At 55.3% G+C, this 18705-nt stretch carries 11 protein-coding genes, 1 tRNA gene and 1 pseudogene; 5 read left to right on the top strand and 8 right to left on the bottom strand.

Annotated elements, in window-relative coordinates; all coding sequences use genetic code 11:
• Positions 1 to 123 precede the first annotated feature (123 nt).
• Both ACTVJH_RS03340 and ACTVJH_RS03335 read left to right on the top strand, forming a co-directional pair.
• Complete coding sequence (locus ACTVJH_RS03340) at positions 124 to 2145, top strand: tetratricopeptide repeat protein (protein WP_455987450.1); 2022 nt, start codon at positions 124 to 126, stop codon at positions 2143 to 2145.
• Between the two features lie 65 nt (positions 2146 to 2210).
• Positions 2211 to 2450 carry a hypothetical protein gene (locus ACTVJH_RS03335; RefSeq protein ID WP_455987448.1) on the top strand — a complete coding sequence of 80 codons (240 nt, stop codon included), beginning with the start codon at positions 2211 to 2213 and terminating at the stop codon, positions 2448 to 2450.
• A gap of 73 nt (positions 2451 to 2523) precedes the next feature.
• On the opposite strand, the gene ACTVJH_RS03330 is transcribed toward ACTVJH_RS03335, so the two are convergent.
• A complete protein-coding gene (locus tag ACTVJH_RS03330; RefSeq protein WP_455987446.1) occupies positions 2524 to 3414 on the bottom strand; it encodes a lysophospholipid acyltransferase family protein in 891 nt (296 codons plus the stop codon).
• Between the two features lie 24 nt (positions 3415 to 3438).
• Entirely contained in the window at positions 3439 to 4056 is a 618-nt protein-coding gene (locus ACTVJH_RS03325; protein ID WP_455987444.1) for a lysophospholipid acyltransferase family protein, read from the bottom strand.
• A gap of 545 nt (positions 4057 to 4601) precedes the next feature.
• On the opposite strand from ACTVJH_RS03325, the gene hypF reads away from it, so the two are divergent.
• Positions 4602 to 6956: a carbamoyltransferase HypF gene (hypF, locus tag ACTVJH_RS03320; RefSeq protein ID WP_455987442.1), complete on the top strand. Its 2355-nt coding sequence runs from the start codon at positions 4602 to 4604 to the stop codon at positions 6954 to 6956.
• Here hypF and ACTVJH_RS03315 read toward each other — a convergent pair.
• From ACTVJH_RS03315 to ACTVJH_RS03290, 6 genes are all read right to left on the bottom strand, one after another.
• Positions 6923 to 7549: an NUDIX hydrolase gene (locus tag ACTVJH_RS03315; RefSeq protein WP_455987441.1), complete on the bottom strand. Its 627-nt coding sequence runs from the start codon at positions 7547 to 7549 to the stop codon at positions 6923 to 6925. The two genes, hypF and ACTVJH_RS03315, sit on opposite strands and share 34 nt — an antisense overlap.
• 106 nt (positions 7550 to 7655) lie before the next feature.
• Complete coding sequence (locus ACTVJH_RS03310; RefSeq protein ID WP_455987439.1) at positions 7656 to 9698, bottom strand: methyl-accepting chemotaxis protein; 2043 nt, start codon at positions 9696 to 9698, stop codon at positions 7656 to 7658.
• Positions 9699 to 10056: 358 nt separating this feature from the next.
• Complete coding sequence (selB, locus tag ACTVJH_RS03305; protein ID WP_455987437.1) at positions 10057 to 11964, bottom strand: selenocysteine-specific translation elongation factor; 1908 nt, start codon at positions 11962 to 11964, stop codon at positions 10057 to 10059.
• Positions 11965 to 12194: 230 nt separating this feature from the next.
• Entirely contained in the window at positions 12195 to 13574 is a 1380-nt protein-coding gene (locus tag ACTVJH_RS03300) for an aminopeptidase (RefSeq protein ID WP_455987435.1), read from the bottom strand.
• 609 nt (positions 13575 to 14183) lie between these two features.
• The gene (gene selA, locus ACTVJH_RS03295) at positions 14184 to 15698 is read right to left on the bottom strand and encodes an L-seryl-tRNA(Sec) selenium transferase (RefSeq protein ID WP_455987433.1); all 1515 of its coding nucleotides are present in this window, start codon (positions 15696 to 15698) and stop codon (positions 14184 to 14186) included.
• A gap of 81 nt (positions 15699 to 15779) precedes the next feature.
• Positions 15780 to 17057, bottom strand: coding sequence for a bifunctional folylpolyglutamate synthase/dihydrofolate synthase (locus tag ACTVJH_RS03290; protein WP_455987432.1), 1278 nt, complete (start codon positions 17055 to 17057; stop codon positions 15780 to 15782).
• 319 nt (positions 17058 to 17376) lie between these two features.
• Here ACTVJH_RS03290 and ACTVJH_RS03285 point away from each other — a divergent pair.
• Positions 17377 to 17453, top strand: a tRNA-Arg gene (locus ACTVJH_RS03285).
• 699 nt (positions 17454 to 18152) lie between these two features.
• Positions 18153 to 18705, top strand: a pseudogene (locus ACTVJH_RS03280) (IS4 family transposase); the annotation flags it as partial.

Here is an 18705-nt window from a genome sequence, read left to right as displayed (position 1 = left end):
GGATCGAATTTGGATTTCTGGAATCGTCCCGAAGGCCCATAATGATAATTATGTAAACTTTTGTAACTACCTGATAAATTTTTTGAATTTCTCAAATATAAAACATCGTATCCCATGCCGACTATGCGCTTTAACCCGTTTTATCTCATCCTGACACTCTGTCTTCTGTCCGTGTTTGTGTGTGTCCCTGGTTTGGCTGCAAAAAAAGGGGCGGCTGACCGGAACTTCCCGGCCTGGCTCAAGGAGTATCATGCCTGGGACGTGTACGAACACGAATTGTCCACCCGGACGAACAGCCCGGAAAATCTTCTTTCCAGGGGTGAGAGTCTGCTGCGCCAGAACAAACCCGAAGACGTTGTTTCTCTGCTGAACGTCTCCTTTTCCGATCCGACCCTGGAAAACAGACGGCAGGTTCTTTTGGCCCGGGCCAACCGGCTTGCAGGCGATTATCAAGCCTGTATCTTCAACTGGCTGGCCCGTGCACAAGGAAGCGATTCACAAAACATTCCAGAGATCATGGGGGCTGAAAAAGGCCTTGGACTCCTGTTCGAGGATGTCTGGAAGCAATGGTTCTGGGAGTCCTTTTTCACCCGGAATCCTGTGCTCTACGATACCCGACAGGCAATGATGCAACAGATGCTCGACCTGGGTGCATCAACATGGCCTGAAAATGGATTCTGGAAACAGGTTCGTCCCATTTTTTCCAACATAAGCGGACTCTTTCCACCGTCCCCAGCCCTGCCCGTATCCCTGGAACCGGATCGGGAGCTGATCGGCAAGACCCTGGCAGCCTGGTCGCTGGGATTTTGGGACCAGGGTGATGCGTTCCTGAATCAGGTATCACATCCCGATATATCCAGATTCTGGAATCATTTCGCCGTCCTGGTTGGACGTCCGGCCGGCACGTCTGGCACAAGGTCTTTGGATCACCCTGTGCGCAACGATTTTTTTTCCCTCTTTGCCCCGGATATCAGAGCAATCACCCGCTGGGTGCTCATACCTCCGGAAACCCCCTCCTGGCCATCGTTTGCCCGTCGTCTTCAGTCCCTGAATACCGCAGATGGACTGGCCATGATAACCACTGAACAAGACTCGCTCTTTTTGCCGGAATCCGTCCGTCAGACCCTTGAGATCTGTGCCTGCGCCCTCAAGCTCCAGCAAGGAGACAGCCAGGGGGTTGCAAAGGAGTGGAAGCAACTCGACTCCCGGGAACATTCCCCCCCCCCCCTGCTCCTGCAAATTGCCCGCATGGTTCTGGGGGGAACTCCTGAAAGCCCCGAAACGGTATCCGAAGCCATCCTGACCCGTTATCTTCTGGCCGCTGCCGGGGTTCCCTCGCAGGGAGAGGTGATCGCAGACTTCTGGGGGCAACCGGACCCGGAAAAGATCTATCCCCTGGATTATCTCACGGGCTACGGCAGGCTGGCCGCTCACATGGCAGACAAACCCGACCAGACTGTTGCCGCACACCTGGCCTTTCTCTATCCCCAGGCACCCGCAGCCCAGAAGGCACTGCTTTTTCTCGCCCGTACCGCCAATGCAGATGGAGATCACAACCTGGCCTGGTCCTATCTGCAGAAGATCCAGACCAGGGATCTCGACCCCTACGACCGGATCGAATTTCTTCTGGCCAGGGCCGGCATGGAAATGGAATTGGGACATGAAGACGCCGCGCTCAAGGATTACGCGGTGTTGATGGAAGAACGGCCCGAGCGGATCCCCCCGGAAAAGCAGCTCAAACTCGCCCTTCTCGGCCAGCAGAAACGTCAATGGTCATGGGCCCAGAACATCCTTGAATCTTTGTGGGAACGGCGGGCCACCCTGAAAGAACCCATCCGGGCCGAAATTCTGTTCTGGCTGGGAGAGGGGGCTCAATCCCAGGGCCAGACGCAACAAGCCCTGACCTATTATCTCCGCCTGGCCTGGAGTTACCCCGAACAGAACATCTGGGCGGTCACGGCCATGTACCGGGCGGGTCTGATCTATGAAAAACGGCGTGAATTCGAGACGGCCAAACGTCTTTATACCACAGTGCTCAAGCAATCCGACCGCAAGAGCCAGAAAGAGGCCGCCAAAACCCGCATCGCCTCGGTGAGCGAGGGCTTGAAAAAGAACACCCAGACCCTGCCCATGCCCCTTTTCTGACGGCATGGACAAAGACACAACCGCACCCACCCTGGACACACGAACACCTGGCACAAGGAGGTCCCATGAAATACATCATGTTCGAAGATTTTTCCGGCAAACCCCTGCCCATCATTTTTCCCAACCGCATCGCCCATGACGAACTCCGCAGACAGATCCCCTATTCCACCATCCTGTCCGCCGGATTCATCAAGCGGAACCAGGAGGGCTTCGAATGCTTCGGCAAGGCCGTGGATCTGGACAAAGAGGCATCTCCCGAAGATGGAACATTGATCATGGATCTGTTCCGCAAAAACGAAGGGTGAAAAGATACTGCGGTAGCACCCCAATAAAAAAGAGCCTTGGTATCCGCCAAAGCTCTTTTTTTAGTGTGTGGGATCAGGAAAGATCCTTTTCCGGCCTGGTTTTCCAACGCTTGTGCATCCAGAACCATTGTTCCGGGTATGCCTCGATCATCCGCTCCACGGCCCGGGTATAGAATGCGGCAATGGCCCGGACATTCTCTTCCCGGCTCCCGGTGAGGGTGGCTGTATCCAGGGATTCACCCACTTCAAAACGATACATGGTCCCCCCTTTACGAAGCATGAAAACCGGAAGGATCACAGCCCTGGACCGCAGGGCGAGCAATGCCGGTCCCATGTTCACGGCTGCGGTTTTTCCCAGAAAGGGAAGAAACACAGCCTCGTCCCGGGAACAGTTATGGTCGACCAGAAAGGCGGTCATTCCACCTGTTTTCAAACACTTGAGAACCTTTCGGGTGGCATTGCGATGGGTAAGAACCTGAAGCTTGCCGATGCTTCGCAGCCTGACCATGAGCCGTCCCAAAGCCTTGTCTTTGGGGAGTCTGACCACGACCTGACAGCATCTATCCGGAAGCAGCAGTCTGCACATTCCTCCAAGAAGCTCCCAACTGCCCATGTGCCCGGTCACTGCCACGACAGGACGTTGTTGACTGAAAACATGGTCTATTTTTTTTCTGGTTGCATCCGTCATCACCACGTGGTCACGCAGAAAACGGGGGTCCACCTGGCGACTGAGAAAAATCTCTCCAAAGGCCCGGGCAGCATGGGTAAAACTTTTCCGCGCGATCTTTCGGGCCTGATTACGGGAGACCTGCAGTCGAGCCTGAATGGTCTGCACGGCCATTGTCCTTCGGGAGGGCAGACCATGCCAGAACAACCACCCGACCACCGATCCGAATCGCTCGATCCCAACGGGCGTCATTCGGGAACAAAGGGCACCAATGGCCGTATACACAAGATCACGCATAAACATCTTCTCCCTGATAAAGGATCAGGCCAATGCTTCAAGTTTTGCGGTCAACCGATCCTGCTCGGCAGCAAGCGTCGATGCATCCAGCTTCTCCGGAACCTGGTAGGGTTCTCCGTAGATGGCCTCACACCGGGCAAAAGGAAGGGGAAGCTGAAATTTATCCCAGGCCTTTTCAAAGATTTTGGCCCGGCTGATGCGAACCCGGACCGGCAAAATCGGTACCCCGGCCTTTGAGGCCAGAAACACGGCTCCCGGCTTGGCCTGGTGTCGGGGACCCCGCGGACCGTCCACGGTCAGGACCACATGACGTCCTTTGGTTCGAACCTCCTTGAGGGCCGCGAGCATTGCCTTCAACCCTTTGCGGGAGCTCGATCCCCTGACGGTACCGAATCCCAGACCTTCCATGACCCTGGCCAAAAGTTCCCCGTCCTTGCTGCTGCTGACCACCGCGACCACCCCTTCGTTTCTGTGCAGATAGGTCAGGGGAAACAGCTCATCATGCCACAGGGCAAAGATTATCGACTGCCCCTGCTCTTCCATGGAGGTCATGGCCTGATAATTGGTGCGGGAGAACCGCAGGGTGCTCCCCCACAATTTGAAAAGGCCGGAAACCACAGGGGCGAGGTGATAGAGTTGCATGCATGTCCTTGAATAGGGTCACAGGAAAGCTGATACGTTTAGAGGGTCAGAGAAGAAAGGTCAACGCAGGATCGTGGGGGCGGCTCCTTGTGTCCGCCCGGAGCATGGCCGGCTCACTCCGTTCTGGTCGGAGCATTGCCGGCTTACCCCGTTCCGGTCGGATTGACTGTCTAACCGAGCCAGGCATCGTTCATCAAGCCGTTGCCTGACATTGTTCGGAATTTCAAACTCTTATTGAGCAACGGCTTGATGGTACGAGGCCGGCGAGGGAGTTTCAATCCGACCGGAACGGGGTGAGCCGGCAATGCGTGCACATCAGCCTTGGATGTCGTTGATTCATGGGCCGTATTTTTTTGTTCCTGCCTTCCTGCCGCCATCCCAAAGCATTTGCCTTTGCGTAGGGAAAGCACTAAACGTCAGAACTCGTTGTTTTTCATGCAGGTCCGGCTTTTCGCAAGGGGCATCCCCGCCTTCTCCGGGATGACGACCCCTTGCCTGACAGAATCTGCAAAACGCTTTCAACCTTTCAATAACTCCTTTTTGATATGTCCACAAAGCGTATCCGCCTGACCATTACGGGTCAGGTTCAGGGGGTGGGATTCCGCCCGTTCATTTATTGTCTGGCCCATGAATCGGATCTCACCGGTTCGGTCCTGAATGCCCCTGAAGGGGTGATCATCGAGATCCAGGGGCATCCGGCCGCCATAGCCCTGTTCGAAAAAGGGCTGGCAACCCGGCTGCCTCCTCTGGCCCGGATCGTCTCCTGCGACCGACAGGAGATCTCCCCTCTTTCGGAAGACCAGGAGTTCGTCATCCTTGAAAGCACCCAGGGAGAAGGCCATCACGTGCTCATCTCTCCGGACGTGGCCACCTGCCCGGACTGTCTTGCGGATATCTTTGATCCGACCAACCGCCGCCATCTCTACCCGTTCACCAATTGCACCAATTGCGGCCCCCGATATACCATCACCCGCTCCATTCCCTATGACCGGGCCACCACCTCCATGGCCTGTTTTTCCCTTTGTCCCGAGTGTGATCATGAATACCGCGACCCTCTGAACCGGCGGTTTCACGCCCAGCCCAATGCCTGTCCTGCATGCGGGCCCCATGTCTGGTTGACCGATAGCAAAGGGGAACCAATCTGTCCGGATGGTCAGGCCCTCGAGGCTACGGCTCAGGCGCTCTTTGAGGGTAAAATCGTGGCCATCAAGGGGCTCGGGGGATTTCATCTGGCCTGCGACGGAACCAGCGCGTCAAGCGTGGAGCTTTTGAAAACCCGCAAGAACCGCTGGGGCAAGCCCCTGGCTATCATGGTTCCGGATCTGGAAACGGTTCGCTCCATCTGCGAGGTGAGTAAAGAAGACGAAGTCCTTTTGACCGGACATATCCGGCCCATCGTGGTCATGGCCCAAAAAACCGCTGCCCCTCTGGCCGAAGGACTCTCCCCGGATACGAATTTTCTCGGGATCATGCTCCCCTACACCCCGCTGCATCATATTCTTTTGCGCCACTACAGCGCGCTGTGCGCCCGGGACGGCCGGCTGCCGGCACTGGTCATGACCTCGGGCAACCTCAGTTCCGAACCCATCTGTCTGGGCAACAGGGAGGCCCTTTCGCGCCTTGCGACCATTGCCGACCTCTTTCTGCTCCACAACCGGGACATTCTCATCCGCTGCGATGATTCCGTGGTCCGGAACAATGGTAACCGTTTCCAGTTCATGCGCCGGGCCAGAGGCTACACGCCCGGGCCGATCTTTCTCGCGGATGACGGCCCCTGCGTCCTGGGCGTGGGCCCGGAGCTCAAGAACACCCTCTGTCTGACCAAGGAGAACCAGGCCTTTGTGTCCCAGCATATCGGGGATATGGAAAATCTGGAGACCTATGACTTTTTCCGGGAGATCGCCCTCCACCTCCAGGACATTCTCCAGGTCGTTCCCCAGGCCGTTGTCCGGGATCTGCACCCTGATTATCTTTCTTCGCGGTATGCAGATGAGAGTCAGGATATTCCCGTGTTCACCCTGCAACACCATTTCGCCCATATCCATTCGGTCCTGGCCGAAAACCGCTTTCAGGGTCAGGCCCTGGGACTGGCCCTGGATGGAACCGGGCTCGGTGACGACACAACCTTATGGGGAGGAGAACTCCTCGGCGTGAACACCCAGACCCTGGAGCATACGCGACTGGGACGTTTCGATCATCTCCGTCTGCCGGGCGGTGAAGCGGCCATCAGGGAACCCTGGCGGATCGCCCGGAGTATGCTCGCGGATCTGGGCAGGGACGACCCGGGCACCCGACCATGGCCGTGGCTGAAAGAATATGCGCGTCAGGACCGTTTTATCAGCCAGATGCTGGACAAGAACATCAACACCCCTGTTTCATCGAGCTGCGGAAGACTCTTCGACGGTGTGGCCGCCCTGCTCGGTCTCAGGCTGACCATTGCCTATGAAGGTCAGGCCGCCATCGTTCTCGAGAGTATCCAGGACATGAGTGTTACCACGGGATACACCTGCCCGGTCCGTGAAAAGGACGGGATGCTGATTCTGGGAACCCGGGAGCTCTTTGCCCGGGTTGTCAGGGATTGGGAAAAGGGAACAGATCCCGGAGTCATCAGCCGCAGATTCCATCTCGGGCTGATGCACGGGCTGGCTGCATGGGCGGGCCGGGGAGCCGAGCGATCCGGCGTGAGGGTGATAGGATTGAGCGGCGGGGTCATGCAGAATCGGACATTGAGCATGGAACTGCCTCCCCTGCTGGAACAACAGGGGCTGACCGTGCTGACCCACGACCACCTGCCCCCCAATGACGGATGCATCTCTCTGGGACAGGCCGTGTACGGCCGGGAGCGGCTCAGGCAGCAGAAATACGATCAGTCAAACGCGGTTGGACGGCATGGATCCTGAATATGCTTACTGATCTCCGCGATATGCTCCTGGCAGGTCCGGTTGACCGAGAGTTCAGGGAGATTGTCCAGATCAAAAAAATCAACGTCCGACGTCTCTTCGCTGATAGCGGCCTCACCTCCGATGATCTCGCAGAGAAAAATGATCTTGAAAGCATGGTAGAATTCCATGGGCCGCCCTTTCCGGTTGGCATCGAGCACGGCAACAACCTTGACCGGGCGGACATCAAAACCGCTTTCCTCCCACACCTCTCTGGTCACTGACTGGGCCGGAGTCTCTCCCACATCGGCCCATCCACCGGGCATGGTCCACTTATCGTCCACCCGCTCCCGGACCAGAAGAATCTTGCCGTCCCGGACAACCGCTCCCCGCACATCCACCTTGACCGTGGCATATCCCGGCTGGGCCAGAAAATTCGCCTCCAGCTCCTCCTGGGACCGCTGGGAATGAAAGGCGACCATTTCCGAGGCTATCTGCATGAGCCGGGTAAAATTCTCCTCATCATAGTGATTCTTCTTGTAGGTCAGACCGATCTGGCTGATCGCCTGGATGGCCCGGGCCCATTTGAGCCATTGAGGGGTATCGTCGTGCATGGCATTGCTCCTTGGTTCGTGTGGTCCGGTGATGGCAAAAACCCTTGTGGAATCGTGACGATCCCACAAGGGTTTTGTTGTTGCAAACAGGGCTGAATGTCAAAGATTACTGGGATCTGAAATTCTGGACAATATCGCCAAGCTGGGCGGCAAGGGACGCAAGTTCTGTAGTGGCCTCCTGGGTCTGCTGCATGCCCTGGGCCGTTTCCCTGGTCACACGGTTGATGTCCTCCACGGATCTGCTGATTTCCTCGCTGGCTGCGGACTGCTCTTCTGATGCCGTGGCAATGGATGTTATCTGCTCGGACATCTCCTCGGACGAGGTCACGATTTCATTCAGGGCCTGACCGGCCTGGTTGGCCAGTTCCGTGGTCTGGGTGACCACTCCGACCGTGGAATCCATGTCCTTGATATTGGAATTGGTTCCTTCCTGAATGCTCTTCACGGCCACACCGACTTCCTTGGTTGCCAGCATGGTCTTTTCCGCGAGCTTGCGAACCTCGTCGGCGACAACGGCAAATCCCTTGCCCGCGTCACCGGCCCTGGCAGCCTCGATGGCCGCATTCAGAGCCAGGAGGTTGGTCTGATCGGCAATATCGCTGATCACGTTCATGATCTGGCCGATTCCGTCGGCCTGAGAACCGAGTTTGTCCAGATTGCACTTCATGGCCAGGGCCTGTTTCTGTACCTTGTTGATGGAATCCACCGCACTGACAACAATATCCTTACCCTTGAGGGCGTTCTGCTTGGCCTCATCCGATGTCTCGGATGCCCGGGAGGCGTTCTTGGCCACCTCGAGAACCGTGGCGTTCATCTGATCCACGGCCGTGGCGGTTTCCTGGGTTCGCGTACTCTGGAGATGCGTACCCTGGGTGATCTGCTCGCTCTGAGCAGCCAGCTCTTCGGAAGCTGAAGTCAAGCGGTCCACGATATCCTCGATGGCTTCGGCTGCCTGACGCATACCATCGGCCTTGGCACGTTCAGCCTCTTCGCGGGCCTGCATGGCCTCGTGCATGGCCTGATCGGCTTTGCCCTTTTCCATGTGGGCTTGTTCCTTTTCGGTTTCCGCCTGCTGAATGAGTTTCTTGAGATTGGCCACCATGGTCTGAAGGGCCTGGGCCAGCTCACCGAGATCGTCGGAACGATTCACCGTGATGGTACTGTCGAGATTGCCTTCGGCTATCTCCTTGGCAAACACGGTACACGTCTTGACCGGTTTTGTCAGTTTTCCGGCCACGACCAGAGTGATCACGGCCACAATCAAGGAGATTCCGAAGATGACCGCAGCCAGAAACATAATTAAATATTTTATATTGTTGGAAATGGGTGTCCGGTCCTTGCCGATGAAAAGCATCCCCTCGATATTCCCCTTGAGATCCCGGATGGGCCAGTAGATGGTATCGAACATGGTACCAAAAAGTTCATTCTCACCCACATAGGGATTGCCCAGATCCAGAACCGTCCGGGCAATATCCTTGTTGGTCAGAACCGTTCCCATGGCCCGCTTGCCCGAAGCATCGGTTATGGTCGTGGCTACCCGCTTGTTCTTGTCGAAAACCGTGCATTGGACATTCATATCCTTCTTGATGCCGTCAACAAACGGGAGGGAAGAGAGATTGTAGCCCAGAAGAACGACACCGACCACACGACCGTTATCGTACACAGGAGCCGCAGCCCGGAAGGAAAACTTGACGAGATTGCCCCGAGCTATTCCCACGGCGATATTGCCTTCAAGGGCCTGCTGTACAATATATTTCCTGGACTGGCTGTCTCCGTGTTTGGAAGAATGCCCCCGTGCCACCACCCTGCCGTCGGCATTGACCAGGGTGATGAAATCCAGACGCATTTTTGATACAATATCGCGTCCGAATTGTTGAAGATCGGCCGTCTCATCTGAGACCAACCCCTGGATGATCCGGTTGTCTTTGGAGATCAAGACGGCATATCCCTCGATTTCCTGAAGGACCCTGGTCACCCGGGAATCAATGATCTGTTTGGTGGAAGCGATATTCTCCTTGTTTGCATCGATCATAATGCGCTGCATCTCGAAACCGACAGAAATCACGGTTCCCACGCTGACTGCAACCATGGCCAGTATGATCATGATCATGACCCGAGCCCGGAAAGATACGTGAATCCCCTTTTTCATACTGCTCTCCCTGCTTGCGGTTGAACCCGATGGCCTTCAGCCCTTTTCTACTCACTCCCCCGGCTGATGGGGATCCAAGGAATGAATCCCTGCAATATACCATCAAGTTGTTGGTATTTATGATATTTTTATGACGTCTGTGCAAGCTGTCAGACAGCATGTTATGTACCGCTGTGCTAAAAACTTAACGGAACGGCAAAAAACTTGACACAAACGTCATCCTATGTGCTGAAAAGATGTCATCATTTCAGCTGGTTTTTTGAAACATGCTGGAACGCAAGCCGGTAACTATCATGTTTTGTGCCAAAAAAAAGGACAGATACGAATATCTGTCCTGGGAAGTGAGCTGAGCTGCAACCTATCGGCCCCGCATCTTGCGGCTGTTGCCGATACGTACGGTGAATTTCTGCTTGTCCATGAATTCGAGCAGGGGAATGGCAAATTTTCGCGACAACCCGGTCAGTTCCTTGAAATCAGCCGGGGTGAGCTCCTCCTTGGCGGCAAAAAAATCCGTCAGATCGCCCTTGAGTCCCTCGATGGCCCTGGCGTTGAAATACAGGTCTTCACTGATCTTGATGAGCTGGTTCTCTTCCACCAGGTGGCGCATCAGGGGCTGAATATCCTTGGCAGAAACGCCCAGGGTTTCCTGGACCACCTTGAAGGTCGGGGGGGTCAGACCGCCCTTTTCATACAGGGCCGTGAGCTCCTTGTGCAGCTTGTCCTGATCCGAGGCCAGGGAGACCTTGTGCCCGGGGAGATGGAAAAATTCCTGATCCACCTCGATGTGATCCTGTTTGACCAGTCGCTCGAGAATGAAGTGAAAGAGTTTGGGGGAGAGATTTTTTCCCCAGGTTGAGGAAGCCAGTTCCCCCCGGGACAGCCCCTGGCGCATGGGATTGTTCGCGTGAAAGGTTGTGAAGTATTCGACGGCCTGCTCAGACAGGGTCTGGACCAATTCCCCGGACACGTAGATCCGTTGTTCCTTGTCCACCAGAAAGGCCTGCTGCCGCCCGCCAAGTGTCTGCAGAATTTTCTCCAGCCCCTTGGATTCGATATCCGTCATGATGCGCAGCATGGCGAAACTGAGGCCCTGCGTGCCCGCCAGATCGAGCTGGTGGATGACCAGATCGTTTTCCTCGGACGAGGCCAGGGTCTCCAAGATCTTCAAATCCTTGGAAAACCGTTTCACCTTCCGTCCCAGGGGATTGATGATCGAGGCGCCGGCAATGGTCTGCAGGGGCGAAAAGGATCGGATGATGCATCGGTCTCCGTAGACCCCGGCCAGGGGTGTTTCAAAGCGTACCTGACAGACGGCCTTCTCCCCGGGTTCGAGAATGTCCCGATCCAGAAAATAGAGTCGGGCCAGAATCTCCCGGGTGCCGTGATGAAAATGCACCTGGGTCCGGTGTTTGATGCCTTTTTTGGCTGAAGCCAGACAGGTGATCTCCAGGTCCCAGACCGTACTTGGGAACAGGGAATCCGGCTGGGCCAGGATTTCTCCCCGGGTGATCTCCGCCCTTTCCAGACCGTAGAGATTGATGGCTGTTCGCAGCCCCGCCTCGGCCTCGTCCTGGCTGTCGCCGTGGACCTGCAGCCCCCTGACCTTGGTGGTCAGTCCCGAGGGATAGAGGACAAGCTCCTGCCCCACCCTGAGCCGGCCCGAAAAACTGGTTCCCGTGACCACCGTGCCATACCCCTTCATCACAAAGACCCGGTCAATGGGGAGACGAAAGAGATCCGACCGCCGTTTGGGTTTGAATTCCCGGGTCAGCCGGGCGATCTCCTGTTTCAATGTGTCGATACCCGCACCGGTATGGGCGGAGACCGGAATGATCGGTGCTCCCTCCAGAAAGGTGTCCTCCAGATAGGACTCGACATCCTCGGTGACCAGTTCGAGCCATTCCTCATCGACCATGTCCGTTTTGGTCAGGGCGACCAGTCCGGTCGTGATACCGAGCAGGGTGCAGATCTCCAGATGCTCCCGCGTCTGGGGCATGACCCCTTCGTCGGCCGCAATGACCAGCAGGGCGAAATCAATCCCTGCTGCCCCGGCAACCATATTCTTGACGAATCTTTCATGCCCGGGAACATCGATGATCCCGAGACGCAGATCCGTGTCCAGGTCGAGGAAGGCGAATCCGAGCTCGATGGTGATCCCGCGTTTTTTTTCCTCCACCAACCGGTCGCAATTGATCCCGGTCAGCCCCTTGATCAGGGTTGTCTTTCCATGATCGATATGACCGGCAGTGCCCATGATGACAGGCATGAAAGGCTCCTTGATATTTTATGAAAGTACGCAGTTCGCAATACGCAGTATAGAGTTCGCAGTTCGCAGTGCGCAGGAAAAACAGGTGTGAGTCGATGTAGAAATCTCAAAGATGATCGTACGTCAACACAGTCCCAAGCTCGCTCAAGACACAGATCCACAGGACATCAGACACGAACTGCGCACTGCGCACTGCGCACTGCGTACTGCGCACTCAACCCCCAATCGCATCAGTTTTTCAGAAACGTCTTGTACGCCTGCACAGTGGCGTAGATATCCATCTTGCTGGAGATCTCAAAGGGACTGTGCATGGCCAGGACGCCGGGGCCGAAATCAATAATGTCCATGCCGTAGATGGCCAGATGCTTGGCAACAGTGCCGCCGCCGCCCAGATCGACCTTGCCCAGTTCGGCCATCTGCCAGGGAATGCCGGCCTGATTGAGGATCTTTCTCATCCAGGCCACATATTCGGCATGGGCGTCATTGGCCCCGTACTTGCCCCGATGGCCGGTGAATTTGCAGAACACCGGACCATAGCCCAGTTTCGAGGCATTCAGCTTTTCGTGCACCTCCTGATAATCCGGGTCCAGGGCCGCATGAACGTCCGAAGAAAGGGCCTTTGTCACCTGCATGACATGGCGGAATCTGGTTTGAGGTTCCCAGGCATCGATCAAATCCCTCATGCAATACTCGAAGAAAAGAGACTGGGCTCCTGTGGATCCGTCCGACCCGATTTCCTCCTTGTCCCAGAAAAGGATCACCTGGGTGTACTCGGGCTGATCCGACGCCAGAAAGGCCTCCATGGAGGTGAACACGCAGATGCGATCATCCTGGGCATAACTGCCGATCATGGACCGGTCCAACCCGACCTCCCGGGCACGCCCCGCAGGCACGACCTGGATTTCAGCACTGTACAGATCTTCCTCCACGATCCCGTATTTCTCGTTCAAGAGATGGAGAATATGGCTCTTGATCGGTTCCTTGTCTTCGTCGTCCTTACCTCCCTTTGTTTCAAGAGGGGCATGACCCAGATAGATATTCATCTTCTCGGCCTCAAAGGCCTCGCTGACCTTTTTCTCGGCCTGCTTCTGGGAAAGATGGGGCAGCAGATCGGAAATCACAAAAACCGGATCGTTGGGATCGTCGCCTATGGCGATGTGTACGGTCTCACCATTGGTCTTGGCGACCACCCCGTGCAGGGCCAGGGGCCTGGAAAACCACTGGTATTTCTTGATGCCGCCATAATAGTGCGTCTTGGCCAGACCCACCTCGCACTCTTCATACAGGGGATGCTGCTTGAAATCGAGTCGCGGACTGTCCGCATGGGAGCCCACCAACCTGATACCTTCGGCCAGGGGACGTCTGCCCTTGCGGGCCATGAACAGGGTCTTGCCCCGGTGATCCCGCATGACCAGATCCTTTGAGAAATCCTCGGAAAACCCCTTTTCCTCAAGAATCTTCCTCCCCCAGGCAACGACCTCCCGCTCTGTCTTGCACGTGGACAGAAATTCCCTGTACCGGTCACAGATTTCATTCATGGCCTTGCGATGCGTGGGGGTATCAAAAATCTCCCAGCAGCTCTTGGGATCGCATTTCATTTTTGGTTCCATATATTCTCCGGAAATACGGTTTTAAGTTTGTAACTATTCAGGTCAAAATTTAGCAGGAGCAACAGGCTGGAATATATCGTTAGATTTGAGTGCCAGCCCGTAAATTTCAGAGATTTAAGGATTTCAGAAATTTTAGAAATTGAGGACCTGGACGCTAACCGCTTGTAATTTCTTAAATCTCTTAAATTTCTTAAATTCGTAATTCTGATTCTTGAGAAATGCACCTGAATAGTTACTTAGGTTTTAGGTTTTAGGACTCGACAGTTGTAAAAAACAAGAAAATTCTCTAACCGTTTGAACTTAAAACCTAAAACCTAAAACTTGAAACTGCGGCTTGGCCGCATTAGGTTTTAAGGGTTAAGGGGTGAGATTGTCTGGCGGAGTGTCTTTATTCCATGGGCTACACCTGTAGGGGGCGAATCGCCTATTTTTTTTCCTGGGAACGCCGAGCGTCTGCTCGGCACTGCGTTTACTGACAGACAAAAAATTGGAACAAATGCTGCCAACCGGACTATGTGCCAGAATCCACGGAGACAAGGCATGCCTTGTCTCTACCAAAATATTCGTTCTTTCGCCTCCGGTCTCCGGTCTCCGGTTTCCCGCCTCCGGTCATCCTGCCTCCGGTTTCCCGCCGCCGGTCATCCTGCCGCCCTGAAGGGCAGATATGGAATCTGCCCCTACGGGTGTCCGTTCTCCCGTCTCCTGCCTCCCGTCTCCTGCCTCCCGTCTCTCTTCTACCGCTTCTTCAAGCGCCCTGATCACCAACCCCATCTCCCGGGGATCGATGGTCCGGGGATCGAGACAGAAATAATCATCCTCGATCCGTCCCACAAGGGGAGGATCGGTGCTGAGCAAGGCGGTCTTCAATTCGTCGGCCGACCAGGAATGCCCCTTGATGCCGATCAGGGTGGTGGCGATGTCCTGCTCGGGAAAGGCCCCGCCGCCCACTCGCGACACACCGGGCAGAAGAGTCAGCTCCAGGCGATCACTGAAATGTCGTGCCAGCCGCTGTTTCATCCGCCGGGCCTTGGACTTGAGGAATGCGGGATCGGCCGTGATCATGGCCAGGGTGGGCACATGGGTTCGGGCCAGTTCCGGATCGAGATAGAGGCGCAGCGTGGCCTCCAGGGCGGCCAGGGTCATCTTGTCGATGCGCAGGGCCCGGTTCAATTGATTGGTCTTGATGGGGTCGATGTATTTCTTCCGGCCGATGATGATCCCTGCCTGGGGGCCGCCCAAAAGCTTGTCCCCGCTAAAGGAGATCACGTCCAGCCCGGCAGCCACGGTCTGCTGAACCGTTGGTTCGGGCATCATATTGTAGGTGGAGAAATCGAAAAAATTTCCACTGCCCATGTCCTCGATGACCGGCAGGTCGTGTTTGTGTCCCAGGGCCACCAATTCCTCCTGGCTGACCGCCTTGTGAAAGCCGATGATCCGATAATTGGAAGTATGCACCCGCATGAGCACGGCCGTGTTCTCGGTGATGGCGTTTTCATAGTCGCGCACATGGGTCCTGTTGGTCGCCCCGACCTCTCGGAGCGTGGCCCCGCTCTTGGCCATGACCTCGGGAATACGAAACGATCCCCCGATCTCCACCAGTTCCCCGCGGGAGACAATGGCCTCCTTGCCCTTGGCCCAGGTATCCAGGATGAGCAGAACGGCTGCGGCATTGTTGTTGACCACCAGGGCGGCCTCGGCACCGGTGAGCCTGCACAGGAGTTTTTCCACATGGGCATAGCGGATGCCCCGTTTTCCGGTATGCAGATCGAATTCCAGATTGGAATAATGGCGGCAGGCCTCGCCTACCGCTGCAACTGCGGTATCTGCCAGGATGGAACGCCCCAGATTGGTATGCACAACCACACCGGTCCCATTGAGTACCCTGCGAAAATGGGGGCGGGACTGGGAGCGGACAAACGCGGCAGCCCGGGCAGCGATCTTTTCCCATTCCAGATCCCGGGCATCAGTGATCACCGCATCCTTGATTTCCTGGCGGCACAGATCCAGAAACTGATTGATGGTTTCCCGCTGCAAGGGCTGGGAGATGTGATCGAGATCCTTGCGCGTGGCGAATGCGTGCAGGAGTTTGTCTACCGAGGGAAGAAGTCTGAACAGATTGTTCACGGTCGCGTTCCTTGTTCGTCAGTGGTGAGAATGAACCGGGAGCCTGGGCCTGCAATTTTTCCGTCATTGCCAAAGGGCATTTCAACACGCGAGCCCTTCCGGCCGGATGCGGAAGAACTCTCCCAGCAGATAGAGGGATCCACACACCAGCACCCTTGTATCGGTCCGCCCTATTCGATCGAGAGCCTCCTGCATACCCGAGCAGGGAATGGCCCGGTTCCCGAGCATGGCGGTCAGACGCTGCGGATCCATGGCCCGGTGATTGTTTGGGATGGCCGGAACCAGGATGGGACCGGCACACAATCCAGTGACCATGGAGAGATGGTCCAGAATATTTTTGTCTTCCATGCAGGAAAAAATCATTATATCAGGACGAAAATCCATCTGCACAAGGGAGTCGGCAAGGGCTTCGAGCCCCATGAAATTGTGTGCCCCGTCAAGGAGAAAGGTCGGATTGTTGTAAATGACCTGTATTCTGCCGGGATGTGTAGCATTGGCGAGCCCCTGCATACATTCCAAAGCCGAAAATGACCACCCCTTGAGACGGGCGAAAACCGACCAGCCATAAAGGGCGAGCAGGGCATTGGTCTTCTGAAAGGGTCCGGCAAGACCAAGGGACGCCCGGGTCAAATCCATGATGGTCCCTTCGGAATCATAAAGGGGTTCACCTGGCGCGTCTGCATCCGGATCCAGGTCCGGATAATGAAACCCTGCCCCTTTTTCACAGGCCCTGGATCGAAGAATGTCTGCAACATTCTTGTGTTGCGGACCGCATACCACCTCACCGCCCTGAATGGCTCCGGCCTTGTCTCTGGCAATGGCCTCGATGGTCGATCCCAGGATTTGCTCATGATCCATCCCGATGGGGGTGATCAAGGTCAGGTCGTATCCAAAGGCCGAGGTGGCATCCCAGGTCCCTCCGAGGCCGGCCTCCATAATGGCCAGATCGACCCCTTCACGGACAAAGGCGAGCATGGCCATGAGGGTCAGCAGTTCGAAATAGGAAAAATCGACCCCCGGGCAGGCCCCATACACCGCATTGGCCAAATCCACCCAGGTTTCCCGGGAAATCATTTTTCCCCGGACGCGAATGCGTTCACGGGGAGTGAGAAAATGCGGAGAGGTGAAAACCCCGGTGGACCGTCCATGGGCCGTTGCAACGGCATGCAGGAATGCTGCAGTGGATCCCTTGCCGTTAGTTCCGACAATGTGAACCATGCCCATGGTTGAGCCGGCAAGGCCAAGGCGCTCGATCCCGGCATAGACCCTTTCAAGCCCGGGCTTGATGCGAAAAAGTCCCAGGGAATCGAGATGGGCGGTCAGGGCCTCCCATGTGGAGCAACAAGGAAATGATGACATGGGCAAAAAGGGGATAAAGAGAGATGTCAAACAATGAGAGCTTCAATCAGGACAATGGCCTGGATACGATGCATCCGCATCGTAAACGGCCTGCATTTGTTGGCCAACTCCCCCTGTTTGTCAAATACGATTCTCCTTTCACCCAACCCCGCCAGGACCGATTTGTTCCCATGACTGTTGATTGGATGAAAACAGCCGGCCCTGAAGCGATCCATGGAACAGGTTGACATTTCCCCGGATCTTCCCTAAATGCCCGTTTCTGTCATGCAGGATTTCTTTCTCGTTACGTCTTGAAAATCTGCTGACAATTCAAAAGGTTGCGCCCGTAGCTCAGCTGGATAGAGCAACGGCCTTCTAAGCCGTCGGCCGCACGTTCGAATCGTGCCGGGCGCACCAAGACAAACAAGGGGTTACGCTGCTCAAGCGTAACCCCTTATTTGGTTCATCCGGGAATAACGTACTTGCAGTTCATCAGTTGTCAGTCCCTTTTGAGAAGCAACACCTTCGAGGGGGCCGTTGAACAGGTCCCCCATCCCGCTCTCATGCATGAGGGCGGGACGGGGCTAGGGGCGGGTCGTGTTATCGGTCCCTTCCTCCAGCTTTTTGAAACCCTCCCCCAGCCCCTCCCTGAACTACGGGAGGGGGGCTACAGCGTCCATGTACTCGTTCTCTTTGGGTGTGCCCGAAGATGTGCTTCCACAATGCCTACAGGCAGCTGGGTTTGAGATGAAAAGTACCCTTTTGCCGGATGAGCCCCTTATTTTTTTCTATCCTGGTTTCTGGTTTTCGCCTTCGGCTTCCCATGCAGGTATTCACCAGCAATCCAATAATGGTAACATACATCCACAACCTCGAATGTCAGTCAACATGACCTGTCGCAATCATTCCTTTGACTGGGGTTTTTTCGCATATCCGTTGACAGATATCCTGGTTGCACCTAATTGGAATTTTGAGGTGAGATCAGTAATTTCCGGTTAGGTTTTTGCATGTAGCCATTTGAAATTATTTCAAAAAATGCTCATTTTTTACTTGACAAGAGGCAGCTAGTGTGGGCCGCATTTTTGTATAGCCAATAATATCAGGAGGTTATACAAAATGCGAAGACCGATCCCCAAACGTTTGCCACCATCCGTTCATTTCGATCAATTTATGCAACCCATTGGTATATCGTTGAAAAATGTCCCTGAACTAAATTCCCGTGGAAATCGACCGCTGAAGATGGATTTCGAAGAACAACTTCGCATCTTGGTCTATTACCATCTTAAAGAGTACCGCTCAGCACAGCATCTGCTTCAGGCCCTTAAAGAAGACGATTTCGCCCGGCAATTCATCGCCCCGGAACAGGGCATTGAAAAGAGCAGCTTTTCGGAAGCCATCAATAACCGAGGTCTCGAGCAGATGCTCCACGTTTTCAAGGACCTTCAGATGCAGGCGCACGATCTGCTTCCCAACGCTCATCCTGAACTCGGCTCACTGGTTGGGATCGACGGCTCCCTGATTGATGGCAGCCTCTCAATGCTGTGGGCCGATTATCGAAAGGGTTCCAAAAAAGCCAAGGTCCATGTCGGTTTTGACCTGAATCGTTCGATCCCCAGAAAGGTTTACCTTACAGATGGCAAGGGCGGCGAAAGACCTTTCGTTTCGAAAA

It is taken from the genome of Desulfoplanes sp. PS50, from assembly GCF_053851535.1.
Note: the sequence above shows the minus strand (reverse complement) of the source record. Positions and strands in the feature narration are given on the sequence as shown.